Raw genomic sequence first — 22,517 nt, 5'->3', positions numbered from 1 at the left:
CGTAGCTCACCGCATCCGACGGGTGGGGCGCGGAGCGGCGTGGGATGGGCTGAGCCGTGCGAAGCCCATCGGGGCGGGGGCGGCGTGGGGCGATGCGGTTCGCCGAGCTCACCGCATCCTACGGGGGCACGGAGCGGCCGTGGGATGGGCTGCGCTGTGCGAAGCCCATCGGGGCGGGGCACAGAGCGGGCGGGTCAACCTTCGTCGGCGACGGGGCGGCGCAGGGTGAAGGCGCCACGCAGCTCGCCTTCACGGAAGCCGGTGGCCTGGTCGTCGGGGTAGCGCTCGCGGATCAGGCGGGCCAGCTTCGGCTCGACCTGGGTGCCGTGGCAGGCGAGGCAGGGCGCGCCGGTGGCGATGGGCTTCATCACCCGCACTTCACCATCGACCACCTCGGCGCGCTGCATGCCGGCCAGGGATTCACCGGCCTGGGCGCGGCGGGCGAAGTCCTCCAGTACCTGGCGCTCCCAGGCGTCCGGGACGTTGGCCGGGTTGCGCACCTTGAGGGCGGTGCGGCCGACGCGCCAGCCGTCCTGCCCGTGGGCCTCGGCGATGCCGGGGGCGAGGGTCTGACAGGCCGTCACGGCCTGGGCCGGGCCGCCCTGGCGCATGGCGCCCTGGACGGTCTCCAGCAGGTGCTTCTGGAACGCCGGGATCAGCGCGGCACCTTCGGCAATGCGGGCGTCGAGGCTCTCGGCCTGGGCGCTGGCGCACAGCCCCAGGCAGGCGGCGAACAGGGGGTAACGCATGACGAACTCCTTGGCCGCGTCGCAGCAGCGATCCTTCGCGGCGGTGGTGAAGAGGCGAGGCCGCTCAGCGGCGCGTGCAGGTGTTGATGCCCAGCAGCGGGTAGGCCGGGCAGAAACGGAACAGCCCGGTGAGCAGCGGGACGATGCCGATATACCCCCAGGCGCCGATCACGCCGAACACCGCGAGGGCGATCAGCAACAGGCCAGCGACGAGGCGCAGGGTGCGGTCGAGGGTTCCAATGTTGGGGGTCATGGCGGGTCTCCTTCAGTGGCCGCGCGGGCGATCCAGCGCGGTGAACAGCGCCATGCCGGCGAGCATGGCGGCAACGAACAACAGCACCTGCCAGTGGCCGGTCAGCAGCAGCGCCACTGCCGGGCCGGGGCAGATGCCGGCGATGCCCCAGCCGATGCCGAACAGCAGGCTGCCGCCGATCAGGCGGCGGTCGAGGTCGCGGCGCTCGGGCAGGCGCATGGGCTCGCCCAGCAGCGAGCGGTCCTGCCGCCGGGCCCAGGCCATGGGCAGCAGGGCGGCGCCGATGGCACCGGCCATCACCAGGGCCAGGGACGGGTCCCAGGCGCCGGCCAGGTCGAGGAAGCCGAGTACCTTGGCCGGGTCGGCCATGCCGGCCAGCAGCAGGCCGAGGCCGAACACCAGGCCGGCGAGGAATGCGCTGAGGCGGTTCATCTCAGGCCCCCAGCACATGGCGGATGACGAAGACGCTGGCAAAGCCGCTGGCCATGAAGCAGGCCACTGCCACCAGGGAGCGCGGCGACAGCCGCGACAGGCCGCAGACGCCGTGGCCACTGGTGCAGCCGGCGCCATAGCGCGTGCCCACCCCCACCAGCAGGCCGGCCGCCACCAGGCCGAGGACGCCGGTGTGGAATTGCGGTTGCGGCCACTGGCCCAGCAGGCCCCAGAGCAAGGGGGCGAGCAGCAGGCCGAGGAGGAACAGGGCCTTCTCGCCCCGCCCCTCGCTGCCCGTTTGCAGCAGCGCGCCCAGCAGGCCGCTGATGCCGGCGATGCGCCCGTTGAAGGCGGCGAAGGCGCCCGCCGCCAGGCCGATCAGCACGCCACCGGCCAAGGCGGAGCCGGGGGTGAAGGCCATCCAGTCGATGTGCATGGGGTCTCCTCGTTGACCATCAGGCGCAGCGTTCTCGCTCGCCAATATACCCATAGGGGTATTTAGCTACAGCGCAAACGTGCCGGCAAGCGGCCATTTCGCCGCAGCGGATGAACGGTCAAGGAGAAAGGCGGAGCCCCGGAGGGCTCCCGAGGCAGGCTCAGCCGCGCTTGACGGCCTGGAGGGTGTAGCTGAGGGGCAGGCGGTCGGGGGCTTCGCTGAGGCGCCATTCGCCGCCGCTGACGCGGTGCATCCGCCCTGGCAGGGCCTCCCAGGGCAGGCTGCGGTGTTCTTCCAGCCCGGTGAGGGTCATGCCGTTCTCCAACAGTGCGGTGATGATCTCGCCGAGGCCGTGGTTCCACTCGTGGGTGCGGGTGGCGGTGAGGGGGCGGTCGGTTTCGACGTAGCTGCTGGCATCGTCCCAGATCATCGGTTCGGGGCGTTCGAAGTAGGGGTATTCGATCACCAGGCCGTCGGTACGCTCCTCGTTCACGGTCCACAACATGGGGTGCCCGTCGCGGATGAACAGCCAGCCGCCAGGCTTGAGCAAGGCCGCAACGGTACGCGCCCAGTCGCGGATGCTGGGCAGCCAGCAGAGGGCGCCGATGCCGGTGTAGACGAAGTCGAAGCTGGCGCGCGGCAGCACGCTGTCGGCGGAGCAGACCTCGGCCTCGACGAACTCCAGCGGGGCATCGCAGCGCCGTGCCAGTTCGCGGGCCTGTTCGAGGGACATGGGGGAGAAGTCGAGGCCGGTCATGCGGGCGCCGAGGCGCGCCAGGGAAAGGGTGTCGGTGCCGATATGGCACTGCAGGTGCACGCCGCGCAGGCCGACGATGTCGCCGAGGCGCGGCTGGTCGAAGCGCACCACGTCGGAGAGGTGGCCGGGGTCTCTGACGAAGCGCTCCACCTGGTAGTCCGCCGAGGCGGCGTGCAGGGGGGCGCGGTCATCCCAGTTGGCGCGATTGAGGTCCAGGTATCCGTTCATGGGGTCTTCCTGTCTTCCGTGAAGGCTGTCGATGCTGCGCCTCGGGGGCGCCTCCGTCCATATACCGGCGACGGCGGGTACTGTCGGATTAAGCTGCAGTCGATGACGTGCGCGCTGTAAGGCTATAAGTGCGAGGCCGAGTAGGCGTCCCAGGGCAGCAGCACGGTATCCACGGCGGCGTCCACCGGAATGGAGACGACGGTGGCCACCGGGCAGACCACGCTGAGCCAGCAAAACAGCGAGGCATAGGCCCCGTAGCCGGGGTACAGGTCGAAGCTGAGCAGCATGACGTCGGCCTTCACGCCCTTGTAGTAGTCGTGGCCGATCAGCCCGCTCGGGGTGTGGTCGTCGGCGCGGCCGAGCAAGGTGCCGCAGCCGCTCAGGGCCAGGCAGGTGAGTGCGGTGATGAGGGTTCGCATGGTCCGTCACGCCAGGGATGGAGGGGGGCGCAGCCTACCCCATCGGCGCCTCTGCGGTCCGTGAACGGCTGCGACATCTCGACACGCCAGGCGTGCCGGCGATCATCCCGACCTCGGCTGCAGCCCTCGCCAACCTTGACATGCGCGAGAACTGGCTAAGCTTGCACTGCGACACCCAGCCGCATTACCCACACCTTGTGCAGGGAGATGGCCAGGATCAAGAATAGGGACCATTCATACCCCAAGGGGTATCTGGCATGCACACACGTCGTACGCTCATGTCCTCGCGCACCCTGGTCAGGGAAATCACCTGCATCCTGCTGATCAAGCTCCTGCTGCTCTGGGGCATCAAGACGCTCTGGTTCGACGCCCCCACGGTCCCCCGTGACGGCGCATCACGTACGGCGGCCCGCCTGCTCGATGCGCCCACGCCCCCTTCCGCATCCCCCCACCCATCCACTGAGGAGAGCCCGAGATGATCACGGAAGCAGTCGTCGATCTATCGCGCCTGCAGTTCGCCCTGACTGCGATGTACCACTTCCTGTTCGTGCCCCTGACGCTCGGCCTGTCGTTCCTGCTGGCGATCATGGAGTCGGTGTACGTGATGACCGGCAAGCAGGTGTACAAGGACATGACGCAGTTCTGGGGCAAGCTGTTCGGCATCAACTTCGCCCTCGGCGTCACCACCGGGCTGACCATGGAGTTCCAGTTCGGTACCAACTGGGCCTACTACAGCCACTACGTGGGGGACATCTTCGGGGCGCCGCTGGCCATCGAGGGCCTGATGGCGTTCTTCCTCGAATCCACCTTCATCGGCCTGTTCTTCTTCGGCTGGGACCGCCTCACCCGCGTGCAGCACCTGACCGTGACCTGGCTGGTGGCGCTGGGCTCGAACCTCTCGGCGCTGTGGATCCTGATCGCCAACGGCTGGATGCAGAACCCGGTGGGCGCGGAGTTCAACTTCGAGACCATGCGCATGGAGCTGACCGACTTCGGCGCCCTGCTGTTCAACCCGGTGGCCCAGGTCAAGTTCGTCCACACCGTGGCGGCCGGCTACGTGACCGGTGCGATCTTCGTGCTGGCGATCTCCAGCTGGTACCTGCTGAAGAAGCGCGACCTGGGCTTCGCCCGCCGCTCCTTCGCCATCGCCTCGGCCTTCGGCCTGGCGTCGATCCTCTCGGTGATCGTGCTGGGCGACGAGTCCGGCTACGAGATCGGCGACGTGCAGAAGACCAAGCTGGCGGCCATCGAGGCCGAGTGGGATACCCACCCGGCACCGGCAGGCTTCACCCTGTTCGGCATTCCCGACCAGGAGGCCATGCGCACCGACTACGCCATCCGGATTCCCTATGCGCTGGGGCTGATCGCCACCCGTTCGCTGGACAAGGAGGTCACCGGCATCAAGGACCTGCTGGTGCAGCACGAAGCACGCATCCGCAATGGCATGAAGGCTTACGCGCTGCTGGAGCAACTGCGCGGCGGTGACCGCAGCGAGGCCACCCTGGCGGCCTTCAACGCGGTGAAGCTGGACCTGGGCTACGGCCTGCTGCTGAAGAAGTACACCGACAAGGTGGTGGACGCGACCGACGAGCAGGTGCGCCAGGCCAGCCTGGACACCATCCCCGATGTGCTTTCGCTGTTCTTCAGCTTCCGCATCATGGTGGCTGCCGGCTTCCTCATGCTGGCGCTGTTCGCCTGTGCCTTCTGGGCCTCGGCGCGCAAGAACGAGGAGCGCAAGCCCTGGCTGCTGAAGTGGGCGCTGTGGAGCCTGCCGCTGCCATGGATCGCCGCGCAGACCGGCTGGTACGTGGCCGAGCACGGCCGCCAGCCGTGGTCCATCGGCGAGGTGCTGCCGACGCACCTGTCGGCGTCGAGCCTGAGTGCCGGCGATGTGTGGGGCTCGCTGACCGCGCTGATCGCCTTCTACAGCCTGCTGCTGGTGGTGGAGATGTACCTGATGATCCGCTTCGCGCGGCTCGGGCCCTCCAGCCTGCACACCGGGCGCTACCACTTCGAGCAACAACCGGCCGCTGCCTGAGGAGACCGTCATGCTGGATTACGAAAGCCTCAAGCTGATCTGGTGGGTCCTGGTGGGCGTGCTGCTGATCGGCTTCGCCCTGACGGATGGCTTCGACCTGGGGGCGGCGGCGCTGCTGCCGATCGTCGGCCGCACCGACACTGAGCGCCGGGTGGTGATCAACACCATCGCGCCGCACTGGGACGGTAACCAGGTCTGGCTGATCACCGCCGGCGGTGCGCTGTTCGCCGCCTGGCCGCTGGTCTACGCCGCCGCCTTCTCGGGTTTCTACTGGGCGATGCTGCTGGTGCTGTTCGCCCTGTTCGTGCGCCCGGTGGGCTTCGACTACCGCAGCAAGCTGGCCAACACCCGCTGGCGGCAGACCTGGGACTGGGGGCTGTTCGCCGGGGCGCTGGTGCCTTCGCTGGTGTTCGGGGTGGCCTTCGGCAACCTGCTGCTGGGCGTGCCCTTCCAGTTCGACGCGGACCTGCGGGTGAGCTACCACGGCAGCTTCTGGCAACTGCTCAACCCCTTCGGCCTGGTGGCCGGGGTGACCAGCCTGTCGATGCTGATGCTGCACGGGGCCACCTGGCTGATGATGCGCACCGAGGGCGATGTCGCGGTCCGCAGCCGGCGCGCGGCGCAGGTGGCGGCGCTGGTGTACCTGGCGGCCTTCCTCGCTGCGGGGGCCTGGCTGTGGCTGGGCGGCATCGGCGGGCAGGTGATCGCCGCCCCGCTGGAGACCGGCAAGGCGTTGAGCCCGCTGGCCAAGCAGGTGGCCGCCGGCAACCCCGGCTGGCTGGGCAACTACGCGGCCTACCCGTGGACCATGCTCGCGCCGGTGCTCGGCGTGCTCGGCGCGCTGCTGGCCCTGGCCGGCGCCTCGGCGCGGCGCGGCGGCCTGGCCTTCCTCGGGTCGAGCCTGGCCATCGTCGGCACCCTGTGCACCGCCGGCTTCGCGCTGTTCCCCTTCGTCATGCCGTCCTCGCTGGACCCGATGTCGAGCCTGACGGTGTGGGATGCGGTGTCCAGCCACAAGACCCTGGGGATCATGTTCGTGGTGGCCTGCCTCTTCGTGCCGCTGATCCTGATCTACACCCTCTGGAGCTACGCGAAGATGTGGGGCCGGGTGACCACCGCGCACATCGACGAAAACACCCATCGCCTCTATTGAAGGAGCCCGACCATGTGGTACTTCGCCTGGATACTCGGTGTGCTGCTGGCCTGCAGCTTAGGGATCATCAATGCGCTGTGGCTGGAAACCACGCAGAACCTGGATGAGGACGCCAGTGACTGAGCCCCGCGCCCTGAGCGCCGCCCCGCTGGGGCGTGCGCTCTCGCTGCTGCTGGCGACGCCGCTGGCGCTGCTGTTGCTGATCCACCCCGGCGCCTTCGTCGATGACGCAGGCACTTACTCCCACGGGCTGCTGATGCTGACCATGCTCGGCATCAGCGGCGGCTTCGTCCACGGCGTGGGCTTCGTTCCGCGTGCCCTGCCCTGGCGTCTGCTGTTCAGCCCCTGGTGCGCCTGGCCGTTGCTGCTGCTGGGCTATGCGCTACTGGCCCGGGCGCAGGGTTTCTGAACGCTCCCGCGCAAGGCGGGGGGGGGTATCTGCAGTTGTGAAGTTGTCGAACTGGTCAACTTCCAATTGCACTTCGTCCCTGTTCGAAAGTGTTATCACCGCCACGCCAGTGCATTCATCAGACGGTTAAGCTGCACAACTCCCGTGCATGCCCATCAGAACTTCAACGAACCGTTGCCTGGTATATCCGGGTGATCGACACGCGGCATTCCGAACAAGAAGCCTTGCAGCCACTCGGCATTTACCGCGCAGGCAAGTTGATGGTCGGCCAGGGTTTCGATGCCTTCGAGAACCACCACCGGGGATATGTCCCGGCAGGTTTCGACGACCTGTTCCAGACGCCTGAGTGCCGCACCGCCCTCCCGCGCTTCCACCAGGTAGCTGCGGTCGATCTTGATGATGCCGGGGCGCGCTTCGGCAACGAAATCCAGGGTGAAGCAGCCGGCACCGAGGTCGTCTACCGCCACCTTGCAGCCCAGGTGGGTGAAGTGACGGAAGAACGCCAGGGCATCGGCGTGGCTGCCGAAACGGGCGCTCTCGGTGATCTCGATGACCAGCCGCCCGGCGAGTTCCGGACGGTCCTGGAACAGGCTGGTCAGCGCCTCCCAGCCGGGGTCGAGGGCCGCGCTCAGGGCCGAGATGTTGCAGCCGAGGGTCAACGCCGGGCTGCGATCCAGCAGGCGCACGACGTTGGACACCACCGAAGCGTCCAGCAGGCGGATGCGCCCCAGGCGCTCCAGCAAGGCGATGGGGTTGCAGGGAAACGGCTCGGCCAGGCTGCGCAACAGGCCTTCGTAATAGAGAACACGATGGGGGTTCCGGGAATGAACCACAGGTTGAAAGGCCAGGCCCAACTTCCCATCGTTCAATGCATCGTAGAACTCGCAGGCAAGATCACTGGATTGGGACATGCACGCACACAAGGACGACCTCGATGAATGTTTTAAATCCACAAAGAACCGGCACGTGCGAGTGCCTGCACGCATATAGGACTTTGTGAAGTTTTTCACGGAAATTATCCTATTGCGAAGAAATGCGCGGTAAGTGTCCGGGGACACCTTTTCCTTGTCCTGAAGTACAGGGCGACCCCACTTCCAAGAACTTGATGACCCGTCCTGGATAGATTCATGTACGCGATCACCGCCGCCTGTTCGAAGGTCCTGTGGAAGGCCCTGGTCAAGTCAGGAGTCGACCCGGACAGCCTGGCGATCCCCGCGCAGGAGATCGAGGCCGCGCTGGCCAGCGGCGCGCCGATCCGGACGGCAGTGATCTACGGCCTGTTCGACGAGGCGTTGCGGCAGACCGGCAACCCCGACCTGGGCCTGCTGGCCTACCACTACGCTCACCCCTCGGTGTGGAGCCCGTTCACCTACAGCATCATGTCCGCCCCGACCCTGGGCGACGCACTGGAACGGATGGTGGAGTACCACCCGCTGATCAGCAGCGGCTCGCAACTGTTCCTCGATCGGGACAGCGCCGGCAACCTGGTGTTGCAGGGGCGCGAGCTGGGCCAGCAGGGCGCCCCCAGAGCCTTCCTCGACGCCGGCGCAGCGCTGGTCCTGGCCTTGATCCACTGGCTGGAGCCCTATCACCGGCCGATGCCGCTCCGCGTGGAGTTCGCCTACCCCGAGCCGGAGAACACCGCCCGCCTGGCACGCCTGTTCGGCCCGGACCTGGTGTTCTCTGCGCGCACCAACGCCCTGGTGTTCTGCCCGTCCATCGCCGAGCTGCCGTTGCCCACCGCCGACGAGGCGCTGGACGCGCTGCACGCCGAGCGCGCCCAGCACATGGCCCACGAGATCCTCAAGGGTTCGGTGGCGGCCCGGGTTCGTCGCCTGCTGATGGAGCTGATGGCCGCCCAGGCGCGCCCTACCCTGCCGGACATCGCCGAGCGCCTGGGCATCAGCCCGCGCAGCCTGCAGAACGCGCTGGACCGCGAAGGCACCCACTTCAAGGTGATCGCCGACGATTGCCGCCTGCGCCTGGCCCACGATTACCTGCGGCGCTCCACGCGGAGCATCAAGTACATCGCCACCACCCTCGGCTTCAACGACCCGAGCAGCTTCCACAAGGCCTGCCTGCGCTGGTTCGGCATGTCGCCCAACCGCTATCGCGCCGACCTCGGCTGAATACCCGAAGGTTTCAGCGCGCCGCCGCATATATCAAAAAAATATAAATATATAACCGGATGGCAGCTATGCTCAGCGTCATAAAAATACCCCAAGGGGTATTTAAGGAGAGCTGAACCATGAATGCCCACGTTGAACCCTTCTTCGATCCCGCCACCTTCACCTACAGCTACGTGGTGAGCGACCCAACGTCCCGGCGCTGCGCCGTGGTCGACTCGGTGCTCGACTACGACCCCGCCGCCGGTCGCACCTCCACCGCCAGCGCCGACCGCCTGATCGCCTACGTGCGCGAACAGGGGCTGACCCTGGAGTGGATCCTGGAGACCCACGTCCACGCCGACCACCTGTCCGCCGCGCCCTACATCCAGCGCCAACTGGGCGGCAGGCTGGCCATCGGTGAGCACATCACCGTGGTGCAGCGGACCTTCGGCACGCTGTTCAACGCCGAGAGCGGTTTCGCCACCGACGGCAGCCAGTTCGACCACCTGCTCAAGGACGGCGACCGTTTCAGCGTTGGCGGCATCGAGGCTCAGGCACTGCACACCCCCGGCCACACCCCGGCCTGCATGACCTACCTGATCGGCGATGCCGCATTCGTCGGCGACACCCTGTTCATGCCCGACTACGGCACCGCCCGCTGCGACTTCCCCGGTGGCAACGCCCGTACCCTGTACCGCTCCATCCGCCGGCTGTTCACCCTGCCGGACGCCACCCGCCTGTTCATGTGCCACGACTACAAGGCGCCGGGGCGCGAGCACTTCCTCTACCAGACCAGCGTAGGCGAGGAACGTGCCCACAACGTGCACGTACACGAAGGCATCAGCGAAGACGACTTCGTCGCCATGCGCCAGGCCCGCGACGCCACCCTCGGCATGCCTGCCCTGATCCTGCCCTCGGTGCAGGTCAACATGCGCGCCGGGCAGTTGCCGCCGGCCGAGGACAACGGTACCCGCTACCTGAAGATTCCCTTGAACGCACTCTGAGGGACCGACCATGGACAGCATCAAGCGCCTCACCCCCTTCATCGCCGTCTCCACCCAACTGCAGCCGACGGACATGGGCACCCTGGCCGCCGCGGGCTACCGCTGCGTGATCAACAACCGGCCGGACAACGAGGGCGAGCAGCAGCCCAGCTCCGCCGAAATGCAGGCCGCCGCCCAGGCCAACGGCCTGGACTACCATCACCTGCCGGTGGTGTCGGGGCAGATCCGCGAGGCCGACGTCGAAGCCTTCAACGCCCTGCTCGCCCAGGTGCGTGGCCCGGTTCTGGCCTACTGCCGGACCGGCACCCGCTCCTGCAGCCTGTGGGCCCTCAGCGAGGCGCATCACCTCGACCCACAGGCCCTGCTGGCCACCGCCCGCGAGGCCGGCTACGACCTCAGCGGCCTGACCCCGCGACTGGAACAGCGCTGGCAGGACGCACCGCGCGCCGAGCCCAGCCACGCCAGCCCCGGCCAACGCTACGACGTGGTGGTGGTGGGCGGCGGTGCCGCCGGCTGCGCCGTGACCGCCAGCCTGCTCAAGCGTGAGCCCGGCCTGCACATCGCCGTGGTGGAGCCCCGTGACCAGCACCACTACCAGCCCGGCTGGACCCTGGTGGGCGCCGGCGTGTTCGACCGCGCGCGCACCGAGCGCCCCATGGCCCAGTGCATCCCGCCCCAGGCGCAGTGGGTGCATGCCGCCGTGGCCGCCTTCGAGCCGGACCAGCAGTGCGTGGTGCTGGAAGACGGCACCCGCCTCGCCTACCGGGCCCTGGTGGTATGCCCCGGGCTGAGCCTGGACTGGGGCGCCATCGACGGCCTGGAGGAAACCCTCGGCCGCAACGGCGTCACTTCCAACTACCGCTTCGAGCTGGCGCCCTACACCTGGCGTCTGGTGCAGGAGCTGCGCAAAGGGCGCGCCCTGTTCACCCAGCCGCCGATGCCGATCAAGTGCGCTGGCGCGCCGCAGAAGGCGCTCTATCTGTCCTGCGACTGGTGGCAGCGCGAGGGCCGGCTGGGCGCCATCCAGCCCGAGTTCTGCAGCGCCGGTGCCGCGCTGTTCGGCGTGGCCGACTTCGTGCCGACGCTGATGAGCTACATCGAGCGCTACGGCGTGAACCTGCAGTTGACCACGCAACTGGTGAAGGTGGACGGCCCGGCCCGACGCGCCTGGTTCCGCCAGACCGACAAGGACGGCCAGGTCCATGAGCTGGAGAAGACCTTCGACCTGCTCCACGTGGTGCCGCCGCAGAAAGCCCCGCGCTTCATCCGCGACAGCGTGCTGGCCAACGCCGAGGGCTGGGTCGAGGCCGACCACGAGACCCTGCGCCACCCTCGCTTCGGCAACATCTTCAGCCTCGGTGACGTCTGCGCCGCGCCCAACGCCAAGACTGCCGCCGCTGTGCGCAAGCAGGCCCCGGTGGTGGCGGAGAATCTCCTGGCGGTACTGGCCGGCCGTGGGCCACGGGCGCTCTACGACGGCTACGGTGCCTGCCCGCTGACCGTGGAACGCGGCAAGGTGGTGCTGGCCGAGTTCGGCTATGGCGGCAAGCTGCTGCCCACCTTCCCGCTCGACCCGCGGGTGCCGCGCCGCCTGGCCTGGGACCTGAAGGTGCGGGCCATGCCCGGCATCTACTTCGACATGATGCTGCGGGGCCGCGAGTGGCTGGCCGAGCCCAAACACCTGCCCCACGAACCCCTGGCGGTGGAGGCCCCGGCCGCCTGCAACTTCGAACGGGAGCAGAAGTGAGCCTCAAGCACTGGCTGCCCTGCACCGACTGGCTGCGTGGCTACGACCGCGCCGCCGCCGGCCAGGACGCCCTCGCCGCAGTGATCGTGACCCTGATGCTGGTGCCCCAGAGCCTGGCCTACGCCATGCTCGCCGGGCTGCCGCCCATCACCGGGCTCTATGCCAGCATCCTGCCGTTGCTGGCCTATGCGCTGTTCGGCTCCAGCCGCACCCTGGCGGTGGGGCCGGTGGCGGTGGTGTCGCTGATGACCGCCAGCACCCTGCAGCCGCTGTTCCCCGCCGGCGGTGCCGAGTACGCCAGCGCCGCCCTGCTGCTGGCGCTGCTCAGCGGCCTGCTGCTGGCGGGCATGGCGGTGCTGCGCCTGGGGTTTCTCGCCAACTTCCTCAGCCACCCGGTGATCTCCGGCTTCATCAGCGCCTCAGGGTTGCTGATCGCCTGCGGCCAGCTCAAGCACCTGCTCGGTGTACAGGCCGGCGGCGACACCCTGCCGGAGCTGCTGCCCTCGCTGGTGCAGCACCTGCCCTCGCTGAACCCCACCACGCTGCTGATCGGCGGGCTCAGCCTGCTCTGGCTGTGGTGGGCGCGCAGCCGGGCCAAGGCCACCCTGCTCCGCCTCGGCCTGCCCGCCGGCCTGGCCAGCGCCCTGGCACGGGCGGCGCCGGCCCTGGCCATCGTGGTGGCGATCCTCGCCGTCAGCCTGCTGGGGCTCGGCGCCCACGGGGTGAAGGTGGTGGGGGACATTCCCTCGGGGTTGCCCGGCTTCACCCTGCCCAGCCTGGACCCGGCGCTGGCGGCCAAGCTGCTGCCCTCGGCCCTGCTGATCAGCCTGGTGGGCTTCGTCGAATCGGTGTCGGTAGCGCAGACCCTGGCCGCCACCCGGCGCCAGCGCATCGGCCCGGACAACGAACTGCTCGGCCTCGGTGCCGCCAACGTGGCGGCCGCGTTCAGCGGTGGCTTCCCGGTCACCGGCGGCTTCGCCCGCTCGGTGGTGAACCATGACGCCGGCGCGCAGACGCCCCTGGCCGGGGTGATGACCGCCGGCGGCATCGCCCTCGGCACCCTGCTGCTGACGCCGCTGCTGCACGAACTGCCCCAGGCGGTGCTGGCCGCCACCATCATCGTCGCGGTGCTCAGCCTGGTGGACCTGGGCTCGCTGCTGCGCACCTGGCGCTACGCCTGGCAGGACGGCGCCGCGCAACTGGCCACCATGGCCGGCGTGCTGCTGATGGGGGTGGAGAGCGGCATCCTGCTGGGCGTGGGCCTGTCGCTGCTGCTGTTCCTCTGGCGCACCAGCCGGCCGCACATGGCGGTGGTGGGCCAGGTGCCGGGCAGCGAGCACTTCCGCAACGTCGAGCGCCATGCGGTCAACGAGAGCCCGACGGTGCTGTCCCTGCGGGTGGACGAGAGCCTGTACTTCCCCAATGCCCGCTACCTGGAAGAGCGCATCGTCGAGCTGATCGCCCAGCGGCCCCAGGTGCGCCACCTGGTGCTGATGTGTTCGGGGGTGAACCTGATCGATGCCAGCGCGCTGGACTCTCTGGTTGCCATCGTCGAACGCCTGCGGGCCAGCGACGTGCAACTGCACCTGTCCGAGGTGAAGGGCCCGGTGATGGACCAGCTCGGTCGCAGCACCTTCCTGAGCACCTTCGGCGGGCAGGTGTTCCTCAGCCAGTACCAGGCGCTGAAAGCCCTGGCGCCGGAGAGCCTGCAGGAGCCGGCACCGAACCACCCGTGCGTGGCACACCTGCCCCGGCGCACGTCCTGACGACCGCTCATTCGTGCCCACAGGGGCGCTATGCTTGCCCGGCATTTGCGCCCCGTTCACGAATGAGCTGCCATGAAAGCCACTTCCGATGAGCTCATGCACTTCGTCGCAGTCGTCGACTGCGGCTCCATCAGTGCCGCTGCCGAACAGTTGCACCTGACGCCCTCGGCCATCAGCCGCAGCCTCGCGCGGCTGGAAGACAAGCTCGCCACCACCCTGCTCAACCGCACGACACGACGCATGGAACTGACCGAGGAAGGGCGCTTCTTCCTCGACCAGGCGCGGGACATCCTGCAGCGCATGGACAGCCTCGAAGAGCGCCTGGCCCTGCGCCGCCAGCGCCCCGCCGGGCGCCTGCGGGTCAACGCCGCCTCGCCGTTCATGCTGCACGCGGTGGTGCCCCACGTCGGCGCCTTCCGCGCGTTGTACCCGGACATCCAACTGGAGCTGAACACCAACGACCAGATCATCGACCTGCTGGAGCAGCGCACCGACGTGGCCATCCGCATCGGCCCACTGGGGGACTCCAGCCTCCACGCCCGCCCGCTGGGGGCCAGCCATCTGCACCTGCTGGCCAGTCCCGACTACCTGGCCCGCCATGGCCGACCGGAACGGGTGGAGGACCTGGCCGGGCACAGCCTGCTGGGCTTCACCCAGCCGGAGAGCCTGAACCTGTGGCCGTTGCGGCACACAGGGGGCGAACAGTGGCGGATCACCCCAGACCTCAGCGCCTCCAGCGGCGAAACGCTGCGCCAACTGGCCCTGGCTGGCGAGGGCATCGCCTGTCTGGCGAGCTTCATGAGCGATCGGGACCTGGCCGAAGGCCGGCTGGTGAAGCTGCTGGGCGAGGCCATGAGCGACTATCGCCAGCCGATCCACGCGGTGTACTACCGCAACACCCAACTGGCGCTGCGCATCCAGTGCTTCCTCGACTTTCTCCAGGCGCGCCTGGCCGGCTGAGGCTCAGCGGCGCAGGGCGGGGCTGAAACGGAGCATGTCCAGCAGGGCATCCACCATGGCTTCTGCCTGGGCCTTGAGGTCGAGACCTTCCGGCACCAGCAGCCAGTTGGCCTGCAGCCCGTCGATGTAGGCATGCACCGCCACGGCGGCGCGCGGGCAGTCGAGGTCGGCCGGCAACTGGCCCTTGCCGACGGCATTGGACAGGGTGCGGGCGATGCGCTGGTCACATTCGCTGGCGAAGTCCTGCATCCGGCGCCGCAGGTCACCCAGGTCATCGGTGTATTCGCACTTGTGCTGGAGGATTTCGCTGATGCGCCGACTTTGCGGGTCATCCACCAGGCGCAGCAGCAGGCGCACCAGCAGTTGCCGCATGCGCCCGAGTGGGTCGCTCTCGCGCTCGCTCTCGCTGGCGCGGGCCAGCTCCTCCAGGGGGCTGCGCAGGCGCTCGCAGAGGGCCTGGAACAGGTCCACCTTGTTCTCGAAATGCCAATAGATGGCGCCCCGCGACACGCCCGCGTCCGAGGCGATCTCCGCCAGCGAGGCGCGGGAGACACCCTTGCCATAAAAAACGCGCTCGGCGGCATCCAGGATCTGGATGCGGGTCTCCTCGGCTTCTTCCTTGGTTCGTCTGGCCATGCCTACAGGTGCTTCACATAAAGGGACGAATCGGCGAAATCCCACATCTCTATCGACACATTCTCTGACAGAGATACAGGAAGAATCATTTACAAACGTTCACGCATGTAAATATATTCGTTAGCAGCCTAAAGAATCTACCCTCACTCCCCGTGAGGGTTTCGCCCGCTCGGGCACGCGAATTCTCACAACGAGGTCTTACACAGATGCAGAAGAAGCCAGCCTTCGCCGCCATGGTTTCCGCCGTCGCTCTGGCTACGCTCACGCTCGTCGGGTGCCAGGAGGCCTCGGCCCCGCCGCCTCAGCAGGCGCCCCAGGTCGGGGTCGTCACCTTGCAGGCCGAGCCCTACACACTGACCACCGAACTGCCCGGCCGCACCAGCGCCTTCCGCATCGCCGAGGTGCGACCGCAGGTGAACGGCATCATCCAGAGGCGCCTGTTCCAGGAAGGCACCGAGGTGAAGGCCGGCCAGCAGCTGTATCAGATCGACCCAGCCGTCTATCAGGCGTCGCTGAAGAGCGCCGAGGCGACCCTCGCCTCCGCCCGTTCCCTGGCCGACCGCTACAAGGCGCTGGTGAGCGACCAGGCTGTCAGCCGCCAGTCCTACGACGAGGCCCGCGCCGCCCAGTTGACCGCCGAAGCGGCGCTGGAGAAGGCCCGCATCGACCTGCGCTACACCAAGGTGCTGGCGCCCATCAGCGGCCGCATCGGCCGTTCCGCCGTGACCGAAGGCGCCCTCGTCAGCAACGGCCAGACCACCGCCATGGCCACCATCCAGCAGCTCGACCCGATCTACGTCGACGTCACCCAGTCCACCAAGGAACTGCTGCGCCTGCGCCGTGATCTGGAGAGCGGCCAGTTGCAGAAGGCCGGCGACAACGCCGCCAAGGTGCGCCTGACCCTGGAAGACGGCAGCACCTACGAGCACGAAGGCACCCTGGAGTTCTCCGAGGTGTCGGTGGACGAAGGCACCGGCTCGGTGACCCTGCGCGCCATGTTCCCCAACCCCGAGCACACCCTGCTGCCGGGCATGTTCGTGCACGCCCAGCTCAGCTCCGGCGTCAACCAGCAGGCCATCCTCGCGCCCCAGCAGGGCGTGACCCGCGACCTCAAGGGCCAGGCCATGGCCATGGTGGTGAACGCCGAGAACAAGGTGGAGATGCGCCAACTGGAAGCCGACCGCACCGTGGGTGACCGCTGGCTGGTGACCAAGGGCCTCAACCCGGGTGATCGCCTGATCACCGAAGGCCTGCAGTTCGTCCAGCCCGGTATCGAGGTCAAGACCGCCCCGGCGACCAACGTGGCCCAGGCCAAGCCCGCCGAAGCCGAGCCGGCCAAGCGCTCATAAGGAGCCCGATCCATGTCGAAATTCTTCATCGACCGGCCGATCTTCGCCTGGGTGATCGCGCTGGTGATCATGCTGGCCGGCGGCCTGTCCATCCTCAAGCTGCCGATCAACCAGTACCCGAGCATCGCCGCGCCCGCCGTGGCGATCCAGGTCAGCTACCCCGGCGCTTCGGCGCAGACGGTGCAGGACACCGTGGTGCAGGTCATCGAGCAGCAGCTCAACGGCATCGACGGCCTGCGCTACATCTCCTCGGAGAGCAACTCCGACGGCAGCATGAGCATCACCGCCACCTTCGAGCAGGGCACCAACCCCGACATCGCCCAGGTGCAGGTGCAGAACAAGCTGCAACTGGCCACCCCGCTGCTGCCCCAGGAGGTCCAGCAACAGGGCATCCGCGTCACCAAGGCGGTGAAGAACTTCCTGCTGGTGATCGGCGTCGTCTCCGAAGACGGCTCCATGGACAAGAACGACCTGGCCAACTACATCGTCTCCAACATCCAGGACCCGATCTCGCGGACCAAGGGCGTGGGCGACTTCCAGGTGTTCGGCGCCCAGTACGCCATGCGCATCTGGCTCGACCCGGCCAAGCTGAACAACTACCAACTGACCCCGGTGGACGTGAAGACCGCCATCCAGGCGCAGAACGTGCAGATCTCCTCCGGCCAGCTCGGCGGCCTGCCCGCGTCTCCCGGCCAGCAGCTCAACGCCACCATCATCGGCAAGACCCGCCTGCAGACCCCCGAGCAGTTCCGCGAGATCCTCCTCAAGGTCAACCGTGACGGCTCCCAGGTGCGCCTGCGTGACGTCGCCACCGTGGAACTGGGCGGCGAGAACTACAGCATCAGCGCCCAGTACAACGGCAACGCCGCTTCCGGCCTGGCCATCAAGCTGGCCACCGGCGCCAACGCGCTGGACACCGCCAAGGCCATCCGCCAGACCATCGCCGAGCTGGAGCCGTTCTTCCCGCCGGGCATGAAGGTGGTGTTCCCCTACGACACCACCCCGGTGGTCAGCGCCTCCATCGAAGGCGTGATCCACACCCTGGGCGAAGCCATCGTCCTGGTGTTCCTGGTGATGTTCCTGTTCCTGCAGAACTTCCGCGCCACCATCATCCCCACCCTCGCGGTGCCGGTGGTGCTGCTGGGCACCTTCGGCGTGCTCGCCGCGTTCGGCTTCACCATCAACACCCTGACCATGTTCGCCATGGTCCTGGCCATCGGCCTGCTGGTGGACGACGCCATCGTCGTGGTGGAGAACGTCGAGCGGGTCATGGCCGAGGAAGGCCTCTCACCACTGGAAGCCACCCGCAAGTCCATGGGCCAGATCCAGGGCGCCCTGGTGGGCATCGCCCTGGTGCTCTCGGCGGTGTTCCTGCCGATGGCCTTCTTCGGCGGCTCCACCGGCGTGATCTACCGGCAGTTCTCCATCACCATCGTCTCGGCCATGGCCCTGTCGGTGCTGGTGGCCCTGGTGTTCACCCCGGCGCTGTGCGCCACCCTGCTCAAGCCGGTGCACGGCGGCCACCACGAGAAGCGCGGCTTCTTCGGCTGGTTCAATCGCACCTTCGACCGCAGCGTGCGCGGCTACGAGCGCGGCGTGCGCAGCATCCTCACCCGCAAGCTGCCGTACCTGCTGATGTACGTGGTGATCCTCGGCGTCATGGCCTGGCTGTTCACCCGCATCCCCACCGCCTTCCTCCCCGAGGAAGACCAGGGCGTGCTCTTCGCCCAGGTGCAGACCCCGTCCGGCGCCAGCGCCGAACGCACCCAGGTGGTGGTCGACCAGATGCGCGAGTACCTGCTGACCCAGGAGAAGGACACGGTCAAGTCGGTGTTCACCGTCACCGGCTTCAACTTCGCCGGTCGCGGCCAGAGCTCGGGCATGGCCTTCATCATGCTCAAGCCGTGGAACGAGCGCCCCGGCGCCGAGCACAGCGTGTTCGCCCTGGCCAACCGCGCACAGATGCACTTCTTCAGCTTCCGCGACGCCATGGTGTTCGCCTTCGCACCGCCGGCGGTGATGGAGCTGGGCAACGCCACCGGCTTCAACTTCTTCCTCCAGGACCGCGCCGGCGTCGGCCATGAAACCCTCAACGCCGCCCGCGACCAGTTCCTCGCCCTCGCCGCGAAGGACCCGGTGCTGACCCGCGTGCGCGCCAACGGCCTGCGCGACGAGCCGCAGTACCAGTTGCTGATCGACGACGAGAAGGCCCGTGCCCACGGCGTCTCCCTCTCTGACATCAACAACACCGTGTCCATCGCCTGGGGTGCCAGCTACGTCAACGACTTCATCGACCGTGGCCGGGTGAAGAAGGTCTACCTGCAAGGCGAAGCCAACGCGCGGATGAACCCCGAGGACCTGAACAAGTGGTACGTGCGCAACGACCAGGGCCAGATGGTGCCGTTCAGCGCCTTCGCCAGCGGCGAGTGGACCTACGGCGCGCCCAAGCTGGCCCGCTACAACGGCGTGTCGGCGGTGGAGATCCTCGGCGAGGCGGCCCCGGGCCACAGTTCCGGTGAGGCCATGGCCGCAGTCGAGCGCATCGCCAAGCAACTGCCGGCCGGCGTCGGCTACTCCTGGACCGGCCTCTCCTACGAGGAGCGCCTGTCCGGCTCCCAGGCCCCGGCGCTGTACGCCCTCTCGCTGCTGGTGGTGTTCCTCTGCCTGGCGGCGCTCTACGAGAGCTGGTCGATCCCGTTCTCGGTGATGCTGGTGGTTCCGCTCGGGGTGATCGGTGCGCTGCTGTTCACCAGCCTGCGCGGCCTGTCCAACGACGTGTTCTTCCAGGTCGGCCTGCTCACCACCATCGGCCTCTCGGCGAAGAACGCCATCCTCATCGTGGAGTTCGCCAAGGAGCTGCACGAACAGGGCAAGAGCCTGTTCGACGCCGCCGTGGAAGCCTGCCGCATGCGCCTGCGCCCGATCATCATGACCTCGCTGGCGTTCATCCTCGGTGTGGTACCCATGGCCATCTCCAGCGGTGCCGGCTCGGGCAGTCAGCACGCCATCGGCACCGGCGTGATCGGCGGCATGCTCACCGCGACCGTCCTGGCGATCTTCTGGGTACCGCTCTTCTACGTACTGGTCTACTCGCTGTTCAAGGACAAGCGCAGCAAAGACGAACTGACCAAGGAGGCCGCCGAATGAGGCCGTCCCTGTTGTCCCTCGCGGTCGCCGGCGTCCTGCTCGGCGGCTGCTCCCTGATCCCCGACTACCAGCGCCCCGAAGCCCCGGTGGAAGCCGCCTGGCCCCAGGGCGAGGCGTACACCGCCAGCGACAGCGGCGCCCAGGCGCGGGTCGCCGCCGCCGATCTCGGCTGGCGCGAGTTCTTCCAGGACCCGGCCCTGCAACGCCTGCTGGAAAGCGCCCTGACCAACAACCGCGACCTGCGCGTGGCGGCCCTCAACGTCGAGGCCTACCGCGCCCAGTACCGCATCCAGCGCGCCGACCTGTTCCCCAGCGTCAGCGCCGATGGCAGCGGCACCCGCCAGCGCATGCCGGCGGACCTCTCCGGCGGCGGCCGCGCCACCACCAGTGGCTCCTACGCCGCCACCCTGGGCGTCAGCGCCTGGGAACTGGACTTCTTCGGCCGCGTGCGCAGCCTGACCGAGCAGACCCTCGAACAGTACATGGCCACCGAGGAAGCCCAGCGCAGCGCGCAGATCAGCCTGCTGGCCAGCGTCGCCAACGCCTACCTCACCCTGCAGGCCGACCAGGCCCAGTTGCGGCTCACCCGCGACACCCTGAAGACCTACCAGGAAAGCTACACCCTGACCCAGCGCAGCTTCGACGTCGGCGTGGCCGACGCGCTGTCCCTCAGCCAGGCCCGCACCGCCGTGGAAAGCGCCCAGGTGACCCTGGCGCAGTACACCCGCCAGGTCGCCCAGGACCGCAACGCCCTCACCCTGCTGGTGGGCGGCCCGCTGCCCAACGACCTGCCCCAGGGCGAAGTGCTGAGTGATGACCAGTTGGCCGAAGTGCCCGCCGGCCTGCCCTCGGAGATTCTCCAGCGCCGCCCCGACCTGCTCCAGGCCGAGCACCAGTTGAAAGCCGCCAACGCCAGCATCGGCGCAGCACGGGCGGCGTTCTTCCCGCGCATCACCCTCACCGCCAACGCCGGCAGCCGCAGCGCCGAGCTGTCCGGGCTGTTCGACGCCGGCTCCGGCAGTTGGCTGTTCCAGCCGCAGATCAGCCTGCCGATCTTCAACGCCGGCCGGCTGAAGGCCAGCCTCGACTACGCCGAGGTGCAGAAGAACATCCAGGTGGCGCAGTACGAGAAGGCCGTCCAGACCGCGTTCCAGGAAGTCGCCGACGGCCTCGCCGCCCGCACCACCTACGCGCAGGAACTGGACGCCCAACGCAACCTGGTGCGCACCTCCGAGGCGTACTATGGCCTGGCCGAACGCCGCTACCGCACCGGCGTGGACAGCTACCTGACCCTGCTCGACGCCCAGCGCCAACTGTTCAGCGCGCGCCAGCAGCTGATCAGCGCCCGCCTCAACCAGCTCACCAGCGAGGTCAACCTGTACAAGGCCCTCGGCGGCGGCTGGAACGAGCGCACCACCAGTGCCACCCCCGCAGCACCGAAATCCTGATTCGCGTGTAACGGCCCATGGAAGCGGCCACCCTTGCTACGCGATGCCCCCGCCCCATGGCGGGGGCTTTTTTATACACACACGGAAAACGCGCTTCCCGTTCACCGGAAGCGCCATTCCCCCTTCGCGCCAGGCACCGTCCGTAGGATGCGGTGAGCTTGGCGAACCGCATCAATCCAGGCCCAGCCCGCGATGATGGGCTTCGCACAGCTCAGCCCATCCTACGAGTGCCTCGGCGCCATCCGGTGAGCATCGAGCCAGGGGTTATCCCCAAGGCCTGGGTGCCGGGAGTTGGTGGATGAAAAGAGCGCCATCCACCAGCGGTGCCATGCCGGACTCCGTTGGTGGATCGGTGGAATCCGTAGGATGCGGTGAGCTTGGCGAACCGCATCAATCCAGGCCCAGCCCGCGATGATGGGCTTCGCACAGCTCAGCCCATCCTACGAGTGCCTCGGCGCCATCCGGTGAGCATCGAGCCAGGGGTTATCCCCAAGGCCTGGGTGCCGGGAGTTGGTGGATGAAAAGAGCGCTATCCACCAGCGGCGCCATACCGGAGTCCGTTGGTGGATCGGTGGAATCCGTAGGATGCGGTGAGCTCGGCGAACCGCATCGATCCACGTCCGGCCCGCCATGATGGGCTTCGCACAGCTCAGCCCATCTTACGAGTGCCTCGGCGCCATCCGGTGAGCATCGAGCCAGGGGTTATCCCCAAGGCCTGGGTGCCGGGAGTTGGTGGATGAAAAGAGCGCTATCCACCGGCGGCGGGGCGGTTTGGTGGGTCGCCCCAAACTGATGCAGGCCTGTTCGATCGGTCAGCTCCGGCCGCCCATAACCGTGCAGCCCCCGCCCCTCCACAAGTCGGAAATTCACCCGCCATCACCGATAACCCCTTGAAACATCGGGGCCTATCCCGATAATCCGGCGCCCGGGGAAGGTGTCGCGAAAAACTGGCTCCTTTCTTGCTCTGGCAGGCAAGCCTGACCAATCAGACAGCTTCCACGCAGAGGGAAGCCAATAAAACCAGCACCAGGAGCCCATCCCGAATGAACCGTACCCTCCCCGCTCTCGCGCTCGCCGGCGGCTTGCTGGCCGCTGGCCAAGCCCTGGCCGACGGCCCCCTGCTGTGGCAGAACAACAGCGTCACCTACCTCTATGGGAAGGACTTCAAGGTCAACCCCGAGATCCAGCAGACCTTCACCTTCGAGCACGCCAGCGGCTGGACCTGGGGCGACCTCTTCCTCTTCGTCGACCAGATCAACTACAACGGCAAGGCTGACGCCAACGCCGGCAACAACACCTACTACGGCGAGATTTCCCCGCGCCTGTCCTTCGGCAAGCTGTTCGACCAGAAGATCGCCTTCGGCCCCGTGACCGACGTGCTGCTGGCTGCCACCTACGAGCGTGGCGAGAACCGCAACCAGGTCTACCTGCTCGGCCCGGGCTTCGACCTGGCCCTGCCCGGCTTCGACTACTTCCAA

22 protein-coding genes are annotated in these 22,517 nt (G+C 67.8%); 14 read left to right on the top strand and 8 right to left on the bottom strand.

Translation table 11 applies throughout. The features are described from left to right. Positions 1–194 precede the first annotated feature (194 nt). From A7D27_RS25260 to A7D27_RS25235, 6 genes are all read right to left on the bottom strand, one after another. The gene (locus A7D27_RS25260) at positions 195–749 is read right to left on the bottom strand and encodes a DUF3365 domain-containing protein (RefSeq protein WP_069566491.1); all 555 of its coding nucleotides are present in this window, start codon (positions 747–749) and stop codon (positions 195–197) included. A 64-nt stretch (positions 750–813) separates the two neighbouring features. Continuing rightward, entirely contained in the window at positions 814–1,002 is a 189-nt protein-coding gene (locus tag A7D27_RS25255) for a DUF2892 domain-containing protein (protein WP_069566490.1), read from the bottom strand. Between the two features lie 12 nt (positions 1,003–1,014). Continuing rightward, positions 1,015–1,434: a YeeE/YedE family protein gene (locus A7D27_RS25250; RefSeq protein ID WP_069566489.1), complete on the bottom strand. Its 420-nt coding sequence runs from the start codon at positions 1,432–1,434 to the stop codon at positions 1,015–1,017. A gap of 1 nt (position 1,435) precedes the next feature. After that, the gene (locus A7D27_RS25245) at positions 1,436–1,870 is read right to left on the bottom strand and encodes a YeeE/YedE family protein (protein WP_069566488.1); all 435 of its coding nucleotides are present in this window, start codon (positions 1,868–1,870) and stop codon (positions 1,436–1,438) included. Positions 1,871–2,030: 160 nt separating this feature from the next. Then, a complete protein-coding gene (locus A7D27_RS25240) occupies positions 2,031–2,855 on the bottom strand; it encodes a bifunctional 2-polyprenyl-6-hydroxyphenol methylase/3-demethylubiquinol 3-O-methyltransferase UbiG (protein ID WP_069562865.1) in 825 nt (274 codons plus the stop codon). A gap of 122 nt (positions 2,856–2,977) precedes the next feature. After that, positions 2,978–3,274: a YceK/YidQ family lipoprotein gene (locus tag A7D27_RS25235; protein ID WP_069566487.1), complete on the bottom strand. Its 297-nt coding sequence runs from the start codon at positions 3,272–3,274 to the stop codon at positions 2,978–2,980. Between the two features lie 257 nt (positions 3,275–3,531). Here A7D27_RS25235 and cydP point away from each other — a divergent pair, with 257 nt between their 5' ends. From cydP to A7D27_RS25210, 5 genes are read left to right on the top strand one after another with little or no spacing between them, the layout of a single operon-like run. Beyond that, a complete protein-coding gene (cydP, locus tag A7D27_RS25230) occupies positions 3,532–3,753 on the top strand; it encodes a cytochrome oxidase putative small subunit CydP (RefSeq protein WP_139134187.1) in 222 nt (73 codons plus the stop codon). After that, positions 3,750–5,312, top strand: coding sequence for a cytochrome ubiquinol oxidase subunit I (locus A7D27_RS25225; protein ID WP_069562867.1), 1,563 nt, complete (start codon positions 3,750–3,752; stop codon positions 5,310–5,312). Before cydP ends, A7D27_RS25225 begins: the two co-directional genes overlap by 4 nt. 10 nt (positions 5,313–5,322) lie before the next feature. Next, positions 5,323–6,465 carry a cytochrome d ubiquinol oxidase subunit II gene (gene cydB, locus A7D27_RS25220; RefSeq protein ID WP_069566486.1) on the top strand — a complete coding sequence of 381 codons (1,143 nt, stop codon included), beginning with the start codon at positions 5,323–5,325 and terminating at the stop codon, positions 6,463–6,465. Positions 6,466–6,477: 12 nt separating this feature from the next. Then, positions 6,478–6,588 carry a cytochrome bd-I oxidase subunit CydX gene (gene cydX, locus A7D27_RS25215; protein WP_069566485.1) on the top strand — a complete coding sequence of 37 codons (111 nt, stop codon included), beginning with the start codon at positions 6,478–6,480 and terminating at the stop codon, positions 6,586–6,588. After that, the gene (locus tag A7D27_RS25210; RefSeq protein ID WP_069562869.1) at positions 6,569–6,874 is read left to right on the top strand and encodes a cyd operon YbgE family protein; all 306 of its coding nucleotides are present in this window, start codon (positions 6,569–6,571) and stop codon (positions 6,872–6,874) included. Before cydX ends, A7D27_RS25210 begins: the two co-directional genes overlap by 20 nt. Before the next feature lie 155 nt (positions 6,875–7,029). Here A7D27_RS25210 and A7D27_RS25205 read toward each other — a convergent pair whose 3' ends face one another. Then, a complete protein-coding gene (locus A7D27_RS25205) occupies positions 7,030–7,785 on the bottom strand; it encodes an EAL domain-containing protein (RefSeq protein ID WP_069562870.1) in 756 nt (251 codons plus the stop codon). A gap of 216 nt (positions 7,786–8,001) precedes the next feature. On the opposite strand from A7D27_RS25205, the gene A7D27_RS25200 reads away from it, so the two are divergent. The 5 genes from A7D27_RS25200 to A7D27_RS25180 all read left to right on the top strand — a co-directional run bounded on the left by A7D27_RS25200 (position 8,002) and on the right by A7D27_RS25180 (position 14,459). Beyond that, the gene (locus A7D27_RS25200; RefSeq protein WP_069562871.1) at positions 8,002–9,003 is read left to right on the top strand and encodes an AraC family transcriptional regulator; all 1,002 of its coding nucleotides are present in this window, start codon (positions 8,002–8,004) and stop codon (positions 9,001–9,003) included. A 119-nt stretch (positions 9,004–9,122) separates the two neighbouring features. Further along, on the top strand, positions 9,123–9,986 hold the full coding sequence (locus A7D27_RS25195) for an MBL fold metallo-hydrolase (protein WP_069562872.1): 864 nt from the start codon (positions 9,123–9,125) through the stop codon (positions 9,984–9,986). A gap of 10 nt (positions 9,987–9,996) precedes the next feature. Continuing rightward, entirely contained in the window at positions 9,997–11,733 is a 1,737-nt protein-coding gene (locus tag A7D27_RS25190) for a bifunctional protein tyrosine phosphatase family protein/NAD(P)/FAD-dependent oxidoreductase (protein WP_069566484.1), read from the top strand. Next, positions 11,730–13,499, top strand: coding sequence for a SulP family inorganic anion transporter (locus A7D27_RS25185; RefSeq protein ID WP_069566483.1), 1,770 nt, complete (start codon positions 11,730–11,732; stop codon positions 13,497–13,499). The genes A7D27_RS25190 and A7D27_RS25185 overlap by 4 nt, the downstream gene beginning before the upstream one ends. Before the next feature lie 72 nt (positions 13,500–13,571). Then, positions 13,572–14,459 carry a LysR family transcriptional regulator gene (locus tag A7D27_RS25180; protein WP_069566482.1) on the top strand — a complete coding sequence of 296 codons (888 nt, stop codon included), beginning with the start codon at positions 13,572–13,574 and terminating at the stop codon, positions 14,457–14,459. 3 nt (positions 14,460–14,462) lie between these two features. Here A7D27_RS25180 and A7D27_RS25175 read toward each other — a convergent pair whose 3' ends face one another. Then, the gene (locus tag A7D27_RS25175; RefSeq protein WP_069562876.1) at positions 14,463–15,095 is read right to left on the bottom strand and encodes a TetR family transcriptional regulator; all 633 of its coding nucleotides are present in this window, start codon (positions 15,093–15,095) and stop codon (positions 14,463–14,465) included. Between the two features lie 206 nt (positions 15,096–15,301). Between A7D27_RS25175 and A7D27_RS25170 the strand changes: the two genes are divergently transcribed. The 4 genes from A7D27_RS25170 to A7D27_RS25155 form a co-directional block, all read left to right on the top strand. Beyond that, positions 15,302–16,444 carry an efflux RND transporter periplasmic adaptor subunit gene (locus A7D27_RS25170; protein ID WP_069566481.1) on the top strand — a complete coding sequence of 381 codons (1,143 nt, stop codon included), beginning with the start codon at positions 15,302–15,304 and terminating at the stop codon, positions 16,442–16,444. A 12-nt stretch (positions 16,445–16,456) separates the two neighbouring features. Then, on the top strand, positions 16,457–19,591 hold the full coding sequence (locus tag A7D27_RS25165; RefSeq protein WP_069566480.1) for an efflux RND transporter permease subunit: 3,135 nt from the start codon (positions 16,457–16,459) through the stop codon (positions 19,589–19,591). Beyond that, positions 19,588–21,039: an AdeC/AdeK/OprM family multidrug efflux complex outer membrane factor gene (locus A7D27_RS25160; protein WP_069566479.1), complete on the top strand. Its 1,452-nt coding sequence runs from the start codon at positions 19,588–19,590 to the stop codon at positions 21,037–21,039. The genes A7D27_RS25165 and A7D27_RS25160 overlap by 4 nt, the downstream gene beginning before the upstream one ends. Positions 21,040–22,082: 1,043 nt before the next feature. Beyond that, positions 22,083–22,517, top strand: a 435-nt coding sequence (locus A7D27_RS25155) for an outer membrane protein OmpK (protein ID WP_305884686.1), incomplete at its 3' end; no start/stop codon positions are given.

The sequence above is a fragment of the Pseudomonas sp. 1D4 genome (assembly GCF_001728925.1).
In the GTDB taxonomy this organism is placed as follows: domain Bacteria; phylum Pseudomonadota; class Gammaproteobacteria; order Pseudomonadales; family Pseudomonadaceae; genus Metapseudomonas; species Metapseudomonas otitidis.
Note: the sequence above shows the minus strand (reverse complement) of the source record. Positions and strands in the feature narration are given on the sequence as shown.

Coding starts and splice junctions, on each gene's coding strand:
- A7D27_RS25165 (WP_069566480.1), top strand. CDS start 16,457: ATGTCGAAATTCTTCATCGACCGGCCGATCTTCGCCTGGGTGATCGCG.
- A7D27_RS25225 (WP_069562867.1), top strand. CDS start 3,750: ATGATCACGGAAGCAGTCGTCGATCTATCGCGCCTGCAGTTCGCCCTG.
- A7D27_RS25210 (WP_069562869.1), top strand. CDS start 6,569: ATGAGGACGCCAGTGACTGAGCCCCGCGCCCTGAGCGCCGCCCCGCTG.
- A7D27_RS25260 (WP_069566491.1), bottom strand. CDS start 749: ATGCGTTACCCCCTGTTCGCCGCCTGCCTGGGGCTGTGCGCCAGCGCC.
- A7D27_RS25250 (WP_069566489.1), bottom strand. CDS start 1,434: ATGAACCGCCTCAGCGCATTCCTCGCCGGCCTGGTGTTCGGCCTCGGC.
- cydP (WP_139134187.1), top strand. CDS start 3,532: ATGCACACACGTCGTACGCTCATGTCCTCGCGCACCCTGGTCAGGGAA.
- cydB (WP_069566486.1), top strand. CDS start 5,323: ATGCTGGATTACGAAAGCCTCAAGCTGATCTGGTGGGTCCTGGTGGGC.
- A7D27_RS25255 (WP_069566490.1), bottom strand. CDS start 1,002: ATGACCCCCAACATTGGAACCCTCGACCGCACCCTGCGCCTCGTCGCT.
- cydX (WP_069566485.1), top strand. CDS start 6,478: ATGTGGTACTTCGCCTGGATACTCGGTGTGCTGCTGGCCTGCAGCTTA.
- A7D27_RS25190 (WP_069566484.1), top strand. CDS start 9,997: ATGGACAGCATCAAGCGCCTCACCCCCTTCATCGCCGTCTCCACCCAA.
- A7D27_RS25175 (WP_069562876.1), bottom strand. CDS start 15,095: ATGGCCAGACGAACCAAGGAAGAAGCCGAGGAGACCCGCATCCAGATC.
- A7D27_RS25195 (WP_069562872.1), top strand. CDS start 9,123: ATGAATGCCCACGTTGAACCCTTCTTCGATCCCGCCACCTTCACCTAC.
- A7D27_RS25160 (WP_069566479.1), top strand. CDS start 19,588: ATGAGGCCGTCCCTGTTGTCCCTCGCGGTCGCCGGCGTCCTGCTCGGC.
- A7D27_RS25205 (WP_069562870.1), bottom strand. CDS start 7,785: ATGTCCCAATCCAGTGATCTTGCCTGCGAGTTCTACGATGCATTGAAC.
- A7D27_RS25180 (WP_069566482.1), top strand. CDS start 13,572: ATGAAAGCCACTTCCGATGAGCTCATGCACTTCGTCGCAGTCGTCGAC.
- A7D27_RS25235 (WP_069566487.1), bottom strand. CDS start 3,274: ATGCGAACCCTCATCACCGCACTCACCTGCCTGGCCCTGAGCGGCTGC.
- A7D27_RS25170 (WP_069566481.1), top strand. CDS start 15,302: ATGCAGAAGAAGCCAGCCTTCGCCGCCATGGTTTCCGCCGTCGCTCTG.
- A7D27_RS25240 (WP_069562865.1), bottom strand. CDS start 2,855: ATGAACGGATACCTGGACCTCAATCGCGCCAACTGGGATGACCGCGCC.
- A7D27_RS25245 (WP_069566488.1), bottom strand. CDS start 1,870: ATGCACATCGACTGGATGGCCTTCACCCCCGGCTCCGCCTTGGCCGGT.
- A7D27_RS25200 (WP_069562871.1), top strand. CDS start 8,002: ATGTACGCGATCACCGCCGCCTGTTCGAAGGTCCTGTGGAAGGCCCTG.